The sequence below is a fragment of the Sulfitobacter sediminivivens genome, from assembly GCF_042611115.2.
Lineage (GTDB): Bacteria > Pseudomonadota > Alphaproteobacteria > Rhodobacterales > Rhodobacteraceae > Sulfitobacter > Sulfitobacter sediminivivens.
This window is the reverse complement of record NZ_JBHGAR020000002.1, coordinates 162,781-179,406: the sequence shown is the minus strand read 5'-3', so window position 1 is coordinate 179,406 and position 16,626 is coordinate 162,781. Positions and strand designations below refer to the sequence as shown.

Sequence of the window (16,626 nt, the reverse complement as noted above, 5' to 3'; positions counted from 1 at the left end):
TTTTGCATCGCGTAAGAACAAAGGCCTTTGTTCAGCGGGATGTAGGTGTGAACAGCCAGCTCCACACATTTGCCATTGCACGTCCGCGTTCAGCATGGGCGGCATCAAAGGCACGGCGGGCGGCGGGATTTGTGGTCGCTTCAAACATGGTCATTTCCTTCCGGGTGCTGGATCAGCGTTTGTTATCTTCCCCTCAACATGGGCGTTCTGCCGCAATCTGACAAACGAGACTTTCCATGACTTCAGTTAAGCTGTACTTAACTGAACATGACGGACCGCTTGCCCCCGCTTACCGCCTTACGTGCTTTTGACGCCGCTGCGCGCCATATGTCGTTCGCTTTGGCAGCCGCAGAATTGCATGTGACGCCCGCTGCGCTCAGCTTTCAGATCAAATCGCTTGAGGAGCATCTGGGCGCGCCATTGTTCCGGCGGCTCAACCGCGCCGTTGAACTGACAGAGGCCGGACGCGCCTTGGCCCCTGCGGCATCAGACGGTTTTCAGGCGCTTGCAGCCGGTTGGCGCGCAGCGCAGCGCCTGCAGGATCATCAGACCCTGACAGTGACGGCCGGCCCCGCCTTTACTGCCAAATGGCTGGCACCGCGCCTGTTTGATTTTGCCCAATCACATCCAGATATAGAGCTGCGGTTTTCCGCATCTTTGCGGATCATGGATTTTAACCGTGACAGTATTGATGTTGCAATTCGTTTTGGTCTGGGTCCAGACCCCGGACTATACTCTTTACCTTTGGCGGACGAATGGGTTGTGCCCGTCATGACCCCAGAAATGGCGCGGAGATTCCCGACACCCCAAAGCCTTGCCGATGCGGTTTTGATTGTCGACGAATCCATAGATTTTCTTGATCCGCCAATCGACTGGCCCACGTGGTTTCGCGCTATGGCTATGGACGTCATACCAAATACTGGCCCGCGTTTTTCTCAGGGCGACCATGCCATTGATGCCGCACTCGCCGGTGTCGGGGTGGCATTGGGCCGCCGCGCATTGGTGATCAAGGACCTCGCAGACGGACGGCTGATGGCACCCTACCCAAAGGCACTGCCTACGGGGGCGCGGTTCCGGTTCTTATGTCCCGAAGGCACAGAAACGCGGCCTCAGGTTCTGGCGTTCAGGACATGGATCTTGCGGGAAATTGAAAAAACGGCACATATTGCCCAAAGTATTGACCTGTTGGACCCCCCATCCAAATGACTCGCCGCCGTGCCACCGCTGTTGGATTTTGCGCTGTGCTTCTATGGGCGCTGCTGGCGCTCTTTACGGTGGGCTCCGCCCCGACACCACCGTTCCTGCTCAACACCTTGTGCTTTGGTCTGGGTGGTACGCTGGGCCTGATCTGGACCACAGTGAGCGGCGCGCTTTCCAGTCTGCGCCGCGTCCCGATGCGCGTCTACCTCATTGGCACATTGGGCCTGTTTGGGTACCACGGCCTATATTTCTCCGCGCTGCGAATTGCGCCTGCGGCCGAGGCGGGGTTGATCGCCTATCTATGGCCGTTGTTGATCGTCTTGTTTTCTGGCTTGTTGCCTGGCGAAATGTTGCGCAAGGGCCATGTCGTCGGTGCCTTGCTGGGCTTTGCGGGTGCTGCACTGATCATCACGGGCGGCGGTACAGGATTCTCTGGCCAACACTTGCCGGGCTATGCACTTGCCGGGCTATGTGCGCTGACGTGGTCTGGCTATTCGGTGTTATCCCGAAGCGTCGGTGAAATCCCTACAGCCTCCGTCGCCGTATTCTGCCTCGCCTCGGCGGCCCTGTCTCTGCCACTGCATCTGATCTGGGAAGAGACTGTGCTGCCTGCGACAGCATTGGGTTGGGCTGCGATCGCCGGCCTTGGGCTTGGCCCGGTTGGCCTTGCCTTTTATGTTTGGGACATTGGGGTAAAGCAGGGCGATATACAGCTTTTAGGCACCGCTTCCTATGCGGCACCCTTGCTGTCCACTCTGGTGCTCGTCATCGCAGGCGTCGCCGCGCCCAGCTATGTTTTGCTGTGGGCTGCTCTGCTGATCACCGGCGGTGCCGCGATTGCAGCACGCGCCAGCTTTTCCAAATAAAAATCGTTCGTTAGTTCGATAGGCGCGTGATTTCCTCTTTCAGACGCAATTTTTCTTTTTTCATCGTCGCAACTTCCAGATCGTCCACTCCGGGTGCGCGTTGGGCGTTTTCGACCGCTTCACTCATTGCCGAATGCTTGCGCTTGAGGGTCTCCAGATGTCCGTTGAGAGCCATATAATCCTCCTTGATGAAAGTTTGGAATTTAAGTTCACCACACTTTTCAGGCTGTGTCACGCTGCCCCGCAGCATAACGCGACAGGTGGTAAACAAATGCCTAAATTCGTCTAGAATTCCAGCGCAGCACCGTCCCGCAGGACAGCCCGCAATGCAGGCACATATGCATCGCCATCCTCGCCGTGCGCAGCACCCTGATGCATGACAAAGGTGTTCAGCAGCCGAAACGCGGCGCGCCCGTTTTTGCGGGCGCGCAGTATGATCAACTCGGCGCGCCGCCCTTTCCGGGGTGCCAAGGGCAACACTTCGACGGAACCCAGATCAGCCGGCAGCGCACGGATCAGGTCAGGCAGACGTTCTGCGCGGTGGATGAAATAGGCACGGCCCTTTGGAGCCAGACGTTTGCCCGCGATCTTGACCCACTTGTGCAAAGGGGTGTGTTCGCCATGTGCAGCCTCGCGGGTGGGATCATCTGATGATACCGATGCAGCCCGGTCAAAATACGGTGGGTTTGCAAGCACATGATCGAACTGCCGCTGCCGCACATGCAGGGGCATATCCGCAAGGTCTGCTGTCACGACCTCCAATGCGGCACCACCGTTGCGCCGCGCCAGTGCGGCATTTTGAGGCAGTACTTCGACCCCTGTTAATGCCAGTCCGGGGATCCGCGCATTGAGGCACAGGATCGCCGCTCCCACGCCGCAGCCAAGTTCCAGCACAGATTGTCCTGCTTCGGCCTGAACACAGGCTGCCAGCAGTACCGCATCAACGCCCGCACGGTAGCCATGGCGCGGCTGAAACAGATGCAGTTGACCGCCCAGAAACGCGTCATGCGTCAATTCGCTGTCGCGATACCCGCTCACATGCCCAACGGGATGTCATTATCGAGCATGACTTTTACCGCCGCCTCGTGATTATCGGGGTGCACCATCAATCGACGCGGGAAAATTCCGATGCCACCTTCGAGCACGCTCATGTTTACGTCCATTTCAAAGCAGTCTATATCCTCGCCCTTGAGAAGGGCGGTTGCAAAAGCGATGATAGTCATGTCTGGGCTGCGCAAAAGTTCCTTCATATCAGAGATGTGGGCCAGTCTGGCCGATTTGTCGAGCCTTGGGTGGAATCACGTTTATGAAAAACGACAGCACGCATAAACCTCATGACCGATTGGCGGCGTATCTGGTCGACGATCTGGCTGCGGTTGCTGATATCATTCGAGACCGCATGGCATCAAAACATGCACCCCGCATTCCTGAGGTGACAGCGCATTTGGTCGACGCTGGCGGCAAGCGTCTGCGGCCGATGCTGACGTTGGCTGCGGCGCGGATGTGTGGCTATGATGGCCCATACCATGTACATTTGGCCGCTACGGTCGAGTTCATTCATACCGCAACATTGCTGCACGATGACGTTGTGGACGAAAGCGCACAGCGCCGGGGGCGCCCGACTGCGAATCTTTTGTGGGACAATAAGTCATCGGTGCTGGTTGGCGATTACCTGTTTTCGCGCAGCTTTCAGTTGATGACGGAAACCGGCTCATTGGACGTGCTGCGCATTTTGTCCAATGCCTCTGCGACGATTGCCGAGGGAGAAGTGCTGCAACTTACCGCAGCACAGAATTTGGCAACGGATGAGGGTATCTACCTTCAGGTTGTGCGCGGCAAAACCGCGGCTCTTTTCTCAGCCGCGACCGAAGTCGGCGGTGTGATTGCCGGTGCACCGGAGGCCCATGTGAAGGCGCTCTTTGACTATGGTGATGCACTGGGTGTGGCGTTTCAGATTGTCGATGACCTGCTGGATTATCAGGGGCATTCAACGGCTATTGGCAAGAATGTCGGTGACGATTTTCGCGAACGCAAACTGACGCTGCCGGTGATCAAAGCCGTTGCCAAAGCAGATGCAGAGGAACGTGCGTTCTGGACCCGCACCATTGAAAGAGGGCGGCAGGAGGACGGCGATCTGGAGCAGGCATTGGCGCTACTTCAAAAGCACGGCGCACTTACCCAGACGCAAGATGACGCATTGGCCTGGGCGGGCAAGGCGCGCGCCGCGCTGGACGGCCTACCTGATCATGAGGTGAGGGACATGTTGTCCGATCTGGCGGACTATGTGGTCAGCCGGATCAACTAAATTCTGGCAAAGCAGTCTTGTCCATACTGCCTAATTTGACGGGTTTTACCCACCAGTTCGGGTGACGTTTGGCAATGTGGTTCGACGCACCTTCCGCATCTGAAAGACTGGTAAAGAGACCAAAACAGGTCGCGCCTGATCCAGACATGCGCGACAAAAGACACTCAGGGCAAGCATCCAGTGCCGCGATAACCGCGTCTATTTCCGGAACCAGACGGCGAGCCGGGTCTTGCAGATCATTGCGCTGCGTTGACAGCCACAAGATAAATTCCTGCGCACTGGAAAATGTTGGAATTTGCGGCAGCATCTGCGCATTCGCTTTGGTTTCCAAGGCTGCAAAAACTTCCGGTGTCGATACATGCACACGCGGGTTCACGAGAACCCCGAACAGCGGCGGCAGGTCCGGGACAGATTCCAGTACCTCACCGATACCCCGCATCCGCGTCGGCACCGAGCGCAGGCACACCGGAATATCGGCCCCCAGTTTCAGCAGTTTTTCTGCAAATGGCGTGTGCTGTGGGTCAAAGATTTCCGCATCCCCAACTCGGCCGTTCCGGTGCGCCATCAACCCCCTAAAGGCGGCGGCCGCATCAGCCGATCCCCCCCCAATTCCAGAGGCCACCGGAAGGTTCTTGGTCAGCCGGAATGACACGCCCGGCATATCCGGGAAGAGCGAAGCGATCTTGAGCACGAGATTGTTCATGTCTGACGGCACCGCCGCCGCCTCGGGTCCTTCAGTTATCATCGACAGCGAAGTGCCCTCTTGCACAGAAATGCGATCACCGACTGAGGCAAAAACCACCAAAGAGTCGAGCAAATGGTAGCCATCCGCGCGTTGACCTGTGACGTGAAGCGTTAAGTTGATCTTTGCAGGGGCAAAAACGGTAATCGACTTGATGGGTTCAGACATTGGAACGCTCAGTTGCCATTGCTGACCTTTAATGGGGGCGCGCCTTCTTCCTCCAACACCACATCGAGTCCAACCTCAATCTTGCGGCGAATGCGATCGGGGTCTGCTTCGGTATCGGTATCGTCCTCTTTGATGAACGACAGGGCGCGGCTCCATTGAAATTCTGCTTCGCGCAGACGGCCAACAGCCCAATAAACATCGCCCAAATGGTCATTTACCACCGGATCAACAGCGACCAGTTCAACCGCGCGCTCCATCTGCTCGACGGCCTCGTCATAGCGGCCTAGCCGGTACAGCACCCAGCCCAATGAATCCACGATGTACCCGGAATTTGGGCTCGCTGCGACGGCACGCTCGATCATATCCAGTGCTTCATCCAGATTGCGTTGCTGTTCAACCAGCGAATAGCCAAGATAGTTCAGGACCTGCGGCTGTTCAGGATTCAGGGCCAATGCCGCGCGAAAGTCATCTTCGGATTCTTTGCCTTTGCCTGACCGCTCGTACGCAATTCCGCGCGAATAATACAGAACCCAGCGGGCGCGGGCCCCTTCCGTGGAAAGGTCTATGGCCTTGTCATAGGCGATGATCGCGCCAGCAAAGTCTTCCTGGCTGCGCAAGACGTCACCCAATGTCGAATGCACGGCAGGCAAATCGCCATGGCTGCGGGCCAGTTGTTCCAAGACCTCGATGGCCTGATCATCCTTACCGGCCCGGCGCAGTGCATCTGCGCGGCCCAGTTCCGCCGCGTGATAAACGGGGTGATCTGCGGGAATGGATTTATATTCGTCGATTGCCAGATCGTATTGTTCAAGGCTCTCCAGCAGGCCCGCGGACAGCAGCAGGGCGTCGATGTGGTCCGGGCGCAGATACCGCGCGATGCGCGAAAACAACAATACGTAATAGTCCGCCGCCGCCTCGTTCTTGAGGACTGCAGCAAAGGTAAAAAATACCTCTGCCATGCCCTCTTTGGCGTCCCTTACATGCGTGAACGGTACAGGCTCATCGCCCTCAAGCGCTGCGATCACCTGATCCAGTTCAGGATCGGTGGCGTCGCCAAAGCTGTCGCGCAACAGGGTCAACGCCTCCTCACGGCGATCCAATTGCGCCAGAACTTCGATCCGCGCCATGACGCCTCGCCGCGTCTGGTTAGCCGCACCGGTGTCTTCGGCACCAAAGATCGCCTCGGCCCCTTCATAATCGCCCACGCTCGCGAGTGCAGAGGCCTTGTGGTACATCACAATGCCCCGCATCCCGGCTTCGTTGCTTAGCGCGTCAAAGGCAGCCATCGCAGAGGTCACATCACCTGCACCCATGTGCGCCCAGGCTTTGATCAACCCATCAACCCAGGGGCCAACGCCCTCATTATCAATGTCGCGCGCCAACAGGGCGGCAAAATCTTCTTGCTGGCCGAGGCCTGCAATAATCACCAGATGCGCCACCTGGCTGCGCTGGCCTTTTTCTTCAAGCGCGCGCGCCAAAGGCAGGGCTTTGTCAATCTTTCCCAGCGACAGATAGGAAAGCGCTGTGCTTTCCAGCAATTCGACATTACCGGGATCCCGCGCCAGCGCCTGAGTATAATACCGGGCTGCTTCGCTATAGTCGCTGCGCGCGCCCGCATAGCGACCTGCAAGATACGAACCCGCCGCTGTTTGCGCATGGACCGGCGGCGAAACCGACATTGTTATCGCTATCGCAGTCGCCAGACCGATTACATTTCGAAACATGAAAACCCGACCTCTATCGCTTTTTTACAAAGGTATCAGGTCTGTTCCCAAGCGCAATGGCAACGCTTTAAGGGTGACGCGCCTGTGACAGAAATTCGGCGAAAGACCGCGAATGGAAAAGGTGGGCAACGCCCGCCTTTTTCTCTCTACATGTTCGGATAGTTCGGCCCATCGCCACCTTGAGGGGTGGTCCAGACGATGTTCTGCGCCGGGTCTTTGATGTCGCAGGTTTTGCAATGCACACAGTTCTGAAAGTTGATCACAAACCGCGTGTCCTTGCCCGCTTCTTCCACAAATTCATAGACGCCCGCCGGGCAATAGCGCGCTGACGGGCCCGCATATTTCGGCAGATTTAATTTAACCGGTATGGAAGCATCTTTCAGCGTCAGATGCGAAGGCTGACTTTCCTCGTGATTGGTAAAGCTGAAGGCCACATTGGTCAGGCGGTCAAACGACAATTTCCCATCCGGTTTAGGGTAGTCGATGACTTTGTGCTTGCTTGCTTCTTCCGTGGCTTCAGCATCGGATTTGCCATGTTTCAGCGTGCCCATCAGGCTAAAGCCCAGCGTGTTGGTCCACATGTCCATACCACCCAATACCAAGGATGCTGTCAGGCCATATTTGCTCCACAAAGGTTTGACATTCCGCACTTTTTTCAGGTCTGCACCGATGGCACCGCCGCGCACATCCGCTTCATAGTCGCTCAATTCATCGCCTGACCGATCGGCCTTGATCGCGGCAATCGCCGCCTCAGCTGCGGCTTTGCCAGACAACATCGCATTGTGGTTGCCCTTGATGCGCGGCACATTGACCATGCCCACTGAACATCCCAACAGTGCCACACCCGGTGCCACCATCTTGGGCATGGATTGGTAGCCCCCTTCGGTGATCGCACGCGCGCCATAGGCCACGCGCTTGCCACCTTTCAGCAGTTCGGCAACCATCGGGTGATGTTTGAAACGCTGGAATTCCATGTAAGGGAACAGGTGCGGGTTCTTATACCCCAAGTGTACAACAAAACCGACATAAACCTGATTGTTTTCAAGATGATAGATGAAAGATCCACCGCCTGCGTTGCTGTTCAATGGCCAGCCCATCGTATGCGTCACAGTGCCTTCGCTGTGCTTGGCCGGGTCGATTTCCCAGATTTCCTTCATGCCAAGGCCGTATTTCTGTGGCTCTTTGCCGTCGTCCAACCCGTATTTTGCGATCACCTGTTTGGACAGTGACCCGCGCACGCCCTCGGACAGGAAAACGTATTTGCCGTGCAATTCCATCCCCGGCTCAGTGTTCTCGCCATAGCTGCCATCGGCCTCAAGACCAAAGACACCCGCGACAACCCCTTTGACTTCGCCCTTGTCGCCGTAGACCAGCTCAGAGCAGGCCATACCGGGGAAAATCTCAACGCCCAGCGCTTCTGCCTGTTCGGCCATCCACCGGCACACATTGCCCATCGAAACGATGTAATTGCCGTGGTTGGTCATCAGTGGCGGCATCGGGAAGTTGGGGATGCGCAGCTGACCGGCCTCACCCAACATATAGAAATTGTCTTTCCGGACCGGGACCGTGATTGGGGCACCTTTTTCCTTCCAATCCGGGATCAACGCATCAATGCCGCAGGGGTCCAGAACGGCACCTGACAAAATATGCGCACCAACTTCGGAGCCTTTTTCAAGCACAACAACGTTGCAATCGGGGTCCAGTTGTTTAAGCCGGATCGCCGCGGACAATCCCGCTGGACCTGCACCGACGATCACCACGTCATATTCCATCGCTTCGCGTTCAATCTCAGCCATATCAGGCGCTCCCTTCGGGCAAAATTCGTTCTGAAATGGCTAGACTACGCAGCGATCCAATGCAATCGCGACACAACGTCTCGTTTCAACGCGAGTGGTTTTTTTATTGCCTCGCAGCGTAGAGGCTCAGGACTTTTTCGACATCGTCACCATTGGTGATCTGGTCATCATAAAGCGCAGACAACAATCTACGGTCGTAGTCACGCGGTTTGTCGTCAGCAAGATTGTCCAAGGTGAAAAACGCTGAGTTTTCCGCGTCATTCATCAGCCCCATGGCTTGCACCATTTCCTCATAGATGCAGGCCCGCTGCATCGCCGGGTCAATGTCAGGCGCAATCAGGATTGTGCCGAAATGAATACTGACCGCATTCGACAACACATTGAAGTAACATGGTCCTGCCCCCTGCACGTAGGCGCGCGGCAAATTGGCTGAGGACCGACCGTAAAGGGTGAGCGCAATGAAATGCGACGCGACAGGCGGCGAGACCATGAACACAAAAATATTGGCAGTCAGGCTTAGATCTTCCTGTTGTGCGATCAGCAGATCAGAGGTCATCCTTCCGGGTCCGGTTGTGCGCGGCGCATACCGAGAGGCGGTGTAGAACCGCGTGTCGTGGCCGGTCATTTCCACAAACGTTGGCGGCTCAAGCGCCAGCCCGGTCGTGGACGAGATGAAATCAGTCACGTCTGCAAACGCAGCCCGATCCACGGGTCTATCATGCACCACAATCACCCGTGGCGGGTATTGCCATTTCTTGATCGTATTCGCCTTGGCAGTCACAATGACACGCGCGTCGCTGATATCATCTGCCGCTGCATCGCTGCTTAACCAGACAGCCAGACCAAGTGCAAACACGGTTACTACGCTAAGAACCTTGCGCATTACACACCTCTACGAGAACCCCTTCTCTGAGATAATCATCGCTGAAAACGGCCTTAAGTCAAATCACGCTTATGCACAGTCTGGAATGTTTTGTGACTTCGACGTGACGTCAGGGATCGGGGCTATCCCCCATCAAATACCGCGGCCCCTGCCCTTTTTTATGCGCTTTGTCGGTCGGATTATAAAGCGCGCAGGCCTCAAGGCTCAGGCACCCGCAGCCGATACACCCATCCAGATTATCGCGTAATTTGGTCAGCGTTGTGATCCGCTGATCCAGTGCTGCACGAAACCCTTCGCTGATCCGTGCCCAGTCTGCTTTCGTCGGGGTCCTCCCGCCCGGCAATCGGTCCAGTTCTGCTTTGATCTGTGGCAGGGTGAATCCAAATTGCTGCGCGATCATCACAAAACTGAGGCGGCGCAAGTCGGCGCGTTCAAATCGCCGCTGTCCCCCGCTGTTACGCCAAGGTTTGATCAACCCTTGCGCTTCGTAGTACCGGATCGCCGAAACTGCCAAGCCCGTGCGCGCCGCCAGTGCACCAATAGAGAGCCCATCATTAATTGCCATAGTGCCTCACAACTACCTTGACTTAAAGTTAGGTTTAGGAATTATCACAGCAAGTAGTCAACTCTAAAATCCAAAGGAAACCATCATGACTGCAAAACTTGAGCACGCAAACTATACTGTATCTGACCCTGCGGCGACCGCCGATTGGATGCAAAAACTGTTTGGCTGGCATATCCGCTGGGAAGGCAATGCCATCGCTGGAGGGCATACAAAACACGTAGGGACCGACACACAATATGTGGCGCTTTACACACCGGGTGATGCGACGAAACCTAAATACACCAGCTATAAGGTGACGGGCGGCCTCAACCATATCGCGGTCGTGGTTGACGATCTTGATGCAACCGAGCGGGCGATCAAGCAACACGGCTTTAAGACCGGTAACCACGCCGATTATGAACCTGGGCGCAGGTTCTATTTTCACGACGATGACGGCATCGAATATGAGGTTGTCCAATACGACTGACGCGGCACCAGTTGGCCAAGCATCGCCGACAACGACACCCTTGCCCCTTGCAATCCTGTGCCAGTTTAGGTCAGGTAATTACCAAGCAATTTCAATTCGGCCGCCCCCCGCAATCAAATCGGGGCGCGGCCCTCATTACGTGGACGGACTGCCCATGGAAAAGATTCCGATGACCCGGCAAGGGCATACTGCACTTGAGACCGAGCTCAAGCACCTGAAATCCGTTGAACGCCCGGCCATCATCAAGGCAATCGCAGAAGCACGAGAACACGGCGACCTCTCCGAAAATGCGGAATACCATTCCGCCAAGGAAAAGCAGTCTTTTATCGAAGGCCGCGTGAAAGAGCTTGAAGGTGCCATCTCGCTGGCCGATGTCATTGATCCTGCCAAGCTGTCCGGGGCGATCAAATTTGGCGCACGGGTGACATTGGTCGACGAAGAGTCGGGTGAGGAAAAAACCTATCAGATTGTGGGCGAATATGAGGCCAAGATCGAAAACGGTCTGCTCAACATCAAGTCCCCGATCGCGCGCGCGCTGATTGGCAAAGAAGAAGGCGATTCAGTGACTGTTCGCGCGCCGGGGGGCGAAAAATCCTATGAGGTTCTCAAAATCGTTTACGCCTGAAAGGGGGTTCAGGCATGACTGACACACCGCAGCCAGAGACCAGACCGGATACCCGACCCAATGACGGGCCGGTGCAGGACCCGCGCATTGCCAAGGCCAAATCCTCAAGTGTTGCGTCCAGACCAACACCACTGGGCATCTACGACAAGACAAAACCGGATGTTGTCACCGGGATTGAGGTGATCGCTCTTGCGCTCAGCATCGTCTGGCTGCTGGGTTCTGCGCTCTTTTTTGTGTTGATGCCCAACAACAGCAATCCGGATGACGGGTCAGGTGGACTGCGGTTCTTAATGACAATGCTGGCGATTTTCATGCCGGTCGCAATGATCTGGGTTGCCGCAATCGCCGCCCGCGCCAGCCGTGTGATGCGCGAGGAAAGCCAGAGGTTACAAGCCGCCATTGATGCAATCCGACAGACCTATATTGCGCAGCAGCAGGGCAGCAGCTTGCGTTCTGAACCCTCTGTGGCGCGCAAACTTGATGAAATCGCCGCGGCTGCGAAAAAGACAGAAACCGCTTTGGCGATTTTCCAAAGCCGGCGCGATGAAAATGCCCGCCCGGTGATCAAGGTCGATCATCCTGTTGCAGATGACCAGCCCGCGCTTGCGCTGGGCACGCAAGCCATTGATATGGCCCCGGTGCTGGCGACCGATGATTTTATCCGCGCGTTGAATTTTCCCGAAACGGCAGAGGATGAAGTGGGCTTTACCTCACTGCGGCGCGCGCTCAAGGACCGTTCAGCCTCGCAATTGATTCAGGCCGCTCAGGATGTGCTGACCTTGATGTCCCAGGACGGGATTTACATGGACGACCTGCGGCCCGACCGCGCCCGTCCCGAGGTTTGGCGCCAGTTTGCCCAAGGTGCGCGGGGCCGCACGATTGCGGCATTGGGCGGTATTCGGGACCGATCATCTTTGGCGCTGACCAATGCGCGGATGAAGCAAGACCCGATTTTCCGCGATGCGGCACATCACTTTCTGCGCCGATTTGATCGTACGTTTGCCGAGTTTGAAAAAACCGCATCAGACGGTGAAATATCCGCCCTTGCCGACACCCGCACGGCGCGGGCCTTCATGCTGCTTGGCCGCTGCGCAGGGACGTTTGATTAACGGAAACCGGATGCTGCCTCGTTGATGGAACCGAATATGACCCGTGGCTGTCAATTTTGGTGGGTCAATGCAAAGGCAGCGGATGGCATCAAGACCAGAGCCACGTAGTTCACCGGCTCATCAAATGCCAAAACTCGCGTAAGGGATGAAACGCACAAGATCGCCCGGTGCAATATCCAGCGCTTGCTCAGGCAGGTCAACCAATCCTTCGGCCCAGCTCAATCCACTGATCCGACCCGACCCCTCAGAGCCAAAAACCTCGACTTGGCCGTCCCGCATCCGCGCCCGTAGGTATTCGCGCCGCCCGGCTTTCTTGCGTTTCTCGAATGCGGCCGGCACGTCAAACCCGTGTGGTTCTGACCAATCTCCCCCTGCCAGCACTGCCATCGCGGGCCGCGCAAAGATCAAGGTGCAGACCATCGCAGCCACCGGATTGCCGGGCAACCCAAAGACCGGCACGCCATCCCACATCCCCAGCGCCAGAGGGCGGCCCGGTTTCACTGCGATGCGCCACAAGGTCATCGCACCGGACTGCGACAACAGGGCCGACACATGATCCTCGTCCCCCGCCGACGCCCCGCCACTGGTCATGATCACATCAACCTCACCCGCCGCCTGATCCAAGGTCGCGCGCAGGGCCTCGCGGTTATCCGGCACCTTGCCCAAATCGACTGCCTGATGCCCAAACTGCGTTATCATCGCTAAAAGCATTGGTCGGTTGGCGTCAAAAATCTGGCTCTGTTTGACTGGATCGCCCGGGTTCACCAGTTCGCTGCCGGTCGACAGAATGCCAACCTTCAGCCGGTTTCGCACAGGGACATTGGACACGCCCGTTGCCGCCATCAAGGCCAGTTCCGGGGCATTGATCCGCTGGCCCTTGGCCAGGATCTTCTGCCCCTTGATCACATCCTCGCCCGCCTGCCGGGTGTTTGCACCGGCTTTCACCGGTCCTGAAAAGCGTATCTTGCCACCATCAAGCACCACATCCTCTTGAAGCACCACAGTATCGACGCCACCCGGCAGGACGGCCCCGGTCAGCACGCGAATGGCTTGTCCGTCTGCAACGGCTTGCGGCGTGTCCCCAGCCGCTGCGCGACCTGAAACAAGCGGCAGTTCATGCGCACCCGGCCCCCAACCCCCGGCAAAGCCATAGCCATCGACCGCGGTATTGGCCGTCGGCGGGTTCGCGCGGTTGGCGGTGACGTCGTCTGCAGCGATCCGCCCCAATGCCTCAGCAATCGCAACGTGCTCTGTACCTGTGACCGGGTGCAATCGATCTCGCAACAGCGCCAATGCCTCGTCAACCGGGGTCCAATGCACGCCGGGCGGCAGCGCAAAACAATCGTTTCTCAGCGGCGGTGCCTTACGGACCATCAGAACATCCTCATAGCCAAGTCCAAAAATCCAACCCTCCTCAGGGGCCTGTACATCCAGCATTTCTACGAGCTTCTCACTGCTCAACGCTGATACCTGCCGGGCGGCCTCTGCGACCTGCCAAGCGTCCTTGATCATGCCCGCTGGCGCATCTTTGATAGTCAGCGACGGCCAGATTTCAACAAATGCGATTGGGGCATCCAAGGCTGCGAACGGCCAAACTGCCACCGGAAATTTGCGTCGTAACCGTGAAAGTACGGGCAGGCCCATGAAAACCTGTGAACCAACCGCGCCAGCGCCCGCCATCTGCCAGCAAGTAAAAGCACCCTTTGCCTGCTCCTCTGCCTCGCGCCTTTCAGGGAACGGATTCTCATAGCGTGTCTTAGTCCGTGGCAGGCCCGCAATATCGCGTTGCAAACCGTTGGCCCAGAACGGCCCGGTACTACCGCCCAAAGCCACATTAATTTTACCCGCTAGATCAAAACGATTGTTGGAGGCTGGTGCATCCTCGATCCGCGCTTCGAACCAATCCCAAAGCGCAAGGGGATCGTCACTGCCGGTGACAGCGCTGCAAAACCCTTGTGGATAGCCAAAGGGAAAATCAAACCCTGCCAGCACCCTGCGGTTGGCGGCCAATTCCACGCGGAAAATATCCGAGAGCCACGCCTCTGCCACCTGACGGTTGCGCAGATACACGGGCTCTTGGGCTTCCCCGCCCCGGTTCACTGCAGCCCAGATTGCATCTTTTGCGGGTTTTTTGCCCCGGTCATTGCCACCTGACCAATCCACCATAATAACGGTATCAAACGCCATCACAGCCCGACCTCAGCCAGAATAAAATCAGCGATGGCGGTTGTGTCATTCAGATCAAACACAGGACGGTCCAGATCAAGCGGCACGTCACTGGCCACGGCGCGGATCGTGTCATCCCCCGGCGCAATCAGCGCATTGCCAGTTTCCGCACGGTGCGCTTCGATCTTGGGATGGGCATCACGTTTGTACCCTTCGATCAATACCAGATCGACAGGACTGAGCCGGGCCAACAGCGCCTCCAGCGTTGGTTCTTGATCATCACGCAACTCATGCATCAACGCCACCCGATTGCGTGACGCCAGCAGCACTTCGGTGGCCCCCGCAACCCGATGCCGATGGCTGTCCTTGCCCGCATGGTCCACGTCGAAAGAATGGTGCGCATGTTTTACGGTTGAAACGCTGATGCCACGCCCGGTTATTTCAGTCACCAGCCGCTCCATCAACCCGGTTTTTCCTGCGTTTTTCCACCCGACGACGCCATAGATCCTCATCGCATTCGCTCCGCTTTGGCCAGGTCTTCGGGCGTATTCACATTGAAAAACGCAGCCTCATCAGGGAACGTTGCGATGCGTCCATGATGCTGATCCGTCCACTGCACAACCTTGCGCAGGCCCCCTTGCAACGCCGCGCGCAGATCATTGCGCAGGGCGACCGGCCATAGCCCGAATGTCGGGTGCCGCGCGGTGCCGCGTTTGGCATCCGGGGTCGCAGCCAGCACCAGTGGGTGGGCCATGCCTTCGCTGGCCAGCAACAGATGTGGCACCAGATCGCATGGGAAGAACGGTGTGTCTGCCGCTGCAGTTACGATCGTTTCAGCACCTTGTTTAGCTGCCCAATCAAGCCCCGCCAAAACGCCCGCCAACGGGCCCGCGTACCCTTCAATGCTATCGGGCAGAACGGGCAGGTCAAACCCGGCAAACCGGGCCGCTTCGCCATTCGCGTTCAACGCAAGTTTCGCAACCTGCGGGGCCAGCCGCGAAATGACAGCAGACAACAATGTGCCTTGACCCAGAGGCAGCAACCCTTTGTCACCGCCGCCCATGCGCGTGGCTTGCCCACCTGCGAGGATCACACCAAGAGGTTGTTTCATGCCGCCCCCTTGCGCCCGGATTTGCGCGGCTCATCCGCAACTGCGTCAGGGTCGGCGTCCCGGATCAGACGGTCCTCGCCTGCCAGACAGACGAATCGCTTGCCCTTCATCCGCCCAATCAGGGTCAGCCCGACTTGTTGTGCGATTTCGACCCCCCACGCGGTGAAGCCGGACCGTGAGGCAAGCACTGGAATGCCCATCATGGCAGTTTTGATCACCATTTCAGAGGTCAGTCGCCCGGTGGTATAAAGGATCTTGTCCTCGGCAGTCACACCTTCGGACGTCATCCAACCTGCGATCTTGTCCACTGCATTATGGCGACCGACATCCTCCATATAGACCAATGGCTTATCACCTTTACAAAGCACTGTGCCATGGATCGCGCCCGCCTGGAGGTAGAGAGATGGCGTGCGGTTGATCTTGGCAGATATGGCATAAAGCCAAGAGGTGCGCACAGACGTGGCAGGCAGGTTCACCCCTTCCAGCCCCTCCATCATATCGCCAAAAACCGTGCCAACCGCACATCCGCTAGTGCGGGTCTTGCGGCGCATTTTGTCTTCGTAATCGGTGGCACGTGCGGTCCGCACCACGACCGTTTCGAGCTCTTCATCATAATCCACGCCCGTAATCTCTTCGCCGGACAGCAGCATGCCCTGATTGCGCAGAAAGCCGAGCGCCAGATAGGCGGGGTAATCGCCGATTGTCATGGCGGTCACAATTTCCTGAGCATTCAGGAAGATTGTCAAAGGGCGTTCTTCGACGACACGAATTTCCGTCTGCGCCCCTGTGTGGTCGATCCCCTGCACGGCGCGGGTCAGGCGCGCGTTCCCCGGATCGGGCGCGATGAGGTAATCCTGCAGATTTGGATCCTGGGCCAATTGTATCCCCCCGGCGATGGCG

General features: G+C 57.3%; 18 protein-coding genes. 6 read left to right on the top strand and 12 right to left on the bottom strand.

The annotated features are described in order from the left end of the window. Positions 1 to 267: 267 nt before the first annotated feature. On the top strand, positions 268 to 1,206 hold the full coding sequence (locus tag ACEWL3_RS03205) for a transcriptional regulator GcvA (RefSeq protein WP_386177579.1): 939 nt from the start codon (positions 268 to 270) through the stop codon (positions 1,204 to 1,206). After that, a complete protein-coding gene (yddG, locus tag ACEWL3_RS03200; RefSeq protein ID WP_386177578.1) occupies positions 1,203 to 2,066 on the top strand; it encodes an aromatic amino acid exporter YddG in 864 nt (287 codons plus the stop codon). Before ACEWL3_RS03205 ends, yddG begins: the two co-directional genes overlap by 4 nt. Positions 2,067 to 2,076: 10 nt before the next feature. Here the strand turns inward: yddG and ACEWL3_RS03195 are convergent, their stop codons facing one another. The 3 genes from ACEWL3_RS03195 to ACEWL3_RS03185 all read right to left on the bottom strand — a co-directional run bounded on the left by ACEWL3_RS03195 (position 2,077) and on the right by ACEWL3_RS03185 (position 3,316). Next, entirely contained in the window at positions 2,077 to 2,241 is a 165-nt protein-coding gene (locus tag ACEWL3_RS03195) for a YdcH family protein (protein ID WP_386177922.1), read from the bottom strand. 110 nt (positions 2,242 to 2,351) lie between these two features. Then, entirely contained in the window at positions 2,352 to 3,104 is a 753-nt protein-coding gene (locus tag ACEWL3_RS03190) for a tRNA1(Val) (adenine(37)-N6)-methyltransferase (protein ID WP_386177577.1), read from the bottom strand. Next, positions 3,101 to 3,316, bottom strand: a complete 216-nt coding sequence (locus ACEWL3_RS03185; RefSeq protein WP_386177576.1) for a putative signal transducing protein — start codon at positions 3,314 to 3,316, stop codon at positions 3,101 to 3,103. Before ACEWL3_RS03185 ends, ACEWL3_RS03190 begins: the two co-directional genes overlap by 4 nt. Before the next feature lie 56 nt (positions 3,317 to 3,372). Between ACEWL3_RS03185 and ACEWL3_RS03180 the strand changes: the two genes are divergently transcribed. Then, positions 3,373 to 4,371 carry a polyprenyl synthetase family protein gene (locus ACEWL3_RS03180; protein WP_386177575.1) on the top strand — a complete coding sequence of 333 codons (999 nt, stop codon included), beginning with the start codon at positions 3,373 to 3,375 and terminating at the stop codon, positions 4,369 to 4,371. On the opposite strand, the gene ACEWL3_RS03175 is transcribed toward ACEWL3_RS03180, so the two are convergent. The 5 genes from ACEWL3_RS03175 to soxR form a co-directional block, all read right to left on the bottom strand. Next, positions 4,364 to 5,281 carry a 4-(cytidine 5'-diphospho)-2-C-methyl-D-erythritol kinase gene (locus tag ACEWL3_RS03175; RefSeq protein WP_386177574.1) on the bottom strand — a complete coding sequence of 306 codons (918 nt, stop codon included), beginning with the start codon at positions 5,279 to 5,281 and terminating at the stop codon, positions 4,364 to 4,366. The genes ACEWL3_RS03180 and ACEWL3_RS03175 overlap by 8 nt on opposite strands. An 8-nt stretch (positions 5,282 to 5,289) precedes the next feature. Then, entirely contained in the window at positions 5,290 to 7,005 is a 1,716-nt protein-coding gene (locus ACEWL3_RS03170) for a tetratricopeptide repeat protein (RefSeq protein WP_386177573.1), read from the bottom strand. 146 nt (positions 7,006 to 7,151) lie between these two features. Beyond that, positions 7,152 to 8,801 carry an electron transfer flavoprotein-ubiquinone oxidoreductase gene (locus ACEWL3_RS03165; protein WP_386177572.1) on the bottom strand — a complete coding sequence of 550 codons (1,650 nt, stop codon included), beginning with the start codon at positions 8,799 to 8,801 and terminating at the stop codon, positions 7,152 to 7,154. Positions 8,802 to 8,904: 103 nt separating this feature from the next. Continuing rightward, complete coding sequence (locus tag ACEWL3_RS03160; protein ID WP_386177571.1) at positions 8,905 to 9,684, bottom strand: DUF2927 domain-containing protein; 780 nt, start codon at positions 9,682 to 9,684, stop codon at positions 8,905 to 8,907. A gap of 109 nt (positions 9,685 to 9,793) precedes the next feature. Beyond that, a complete protein-coding gene (soxR, locus tag ACEWL3_RS03155) occupies positions 9,794 to 10,249 on the bottom strand; it encodes a redox-sensitive transcriptional activator SoxR (protein ID WP_114877178.1) in 456 nt (151 codons plus the stop codon). 85 nt (positions 10,250 to 10,334) lie between these two features. Between soxR and ACEWL3_RS03150 the strand changes: the two genes are divergently transcribed. The 3 genes from ACEWL3_RS03150 (at position 10,335) to ACEWL3_RS03140 (ending at position 12,449) form a co-directional block, all read left to right on the top strand. Then, a complete protein-coding gene (locus ACEWL3_RS03150; RefSeq protein ID WP_386177570.1) occupies positions 10,335 to 10,715 on the top strand; it encodes a VOC family protein in 381 nt (126 codons plus the stop codon). 154 nt (positions 10,716 to 10,869) lie between these two features. Continuing rightward, positions 10,870 to 11,340, top strand: coding sequence for a transcription elongation factor GreA (greA, locus tag ACEWL3_RS03145; RefSeq protein ID WP_386177569.1), 471 nt, complete (start codon positions 10,870 to 10,872; stop codon positions 11,338 to 11,340). A gap of 14 nt (positions 11,341 to 11,354) precedes the next feature. Next, positions 11,355 to 12,449, top strand: coding sequence for a hypothetical protein (locus ACEWL3_RS03140; RefSeq protein WP_386177568.1), 1,095 nt, complete (start codon positions 11,355 to 11,357; stop codon positions 12,447 to 12,449). A gap of 120 nt (positions 12,450 to 12,569) precedes the next feature. On the opposite strand, the gene ACEWL3_RS03135 is transcribed toward ACEWL3_RS03140, so the two are convergent. From ACEWL3_RS03135 to ACEWL3_RS03120, 4 genes are read right to left on the bottom strand one after another with little or no spacing between them, the layout of a single operon-like run. After that, positions 12,570 to 14,636 carry a molybdenum cofactor synthesis domain-containing protein gene (locus ACEWL3_RS03135; RefSeq protein ID WP_386177567.1) on the bottom strand — a complete coding sequence of 689 codons (2,067 nt, stop codon included), beginning with the start codon at positions 14,634 to 14,636 and terminating at the stop codon, positions 12,570 to 12,572. Next, complete coding sequence (gene mobB / locus ACEWL3_RS03130; RefSeq protein WP_386177566.1) at positions 14,636 to 15,127, bottom strand: molybdopterin-guanine dinucleotide biosynthesis protein B; 492 nt, start codon at positions 15,125 to 15,127, stop codon at positions 14,636 to 14,638. Before mobB ends, ACEWL3_RS03135 begins: the two co-directional genes overlap by 1 nt. After that, on the bottom strand, positions 15,124 to 15,726 hold the full coding sequence (gene mobA / locus ACEWL3_RS03125) for a molybdenum cofactor guanylyltransferase MobA (protein WP_386177565.1): 603 nt from the start codon (positions 15,724 to 15,726) through the stop codon (positions 15,124 to 15,126). The genes mobB and mobA overlap by 4 nt, the downstream gene beginning before the upstream one ends. Then, positions 15,723 to 16,604, bottom strand: a complete 882-nt coding sequence (locus ACEWL3_RS03120) for a formate dehydrogenase accessory sulfurtransferase FdhD (RefSeq protein ID WP_386177564.1) — start codon at positions 16,602 to 16,604, stop codon at positions 15,723 to 15,725. Before ACEWL3_RS03120 ends, mobA begins: the two co-directional genes overlap by 4 nt. Between the last annotated feature and the right edge of the window lie 22 nt (positions 16,605 to 16,626).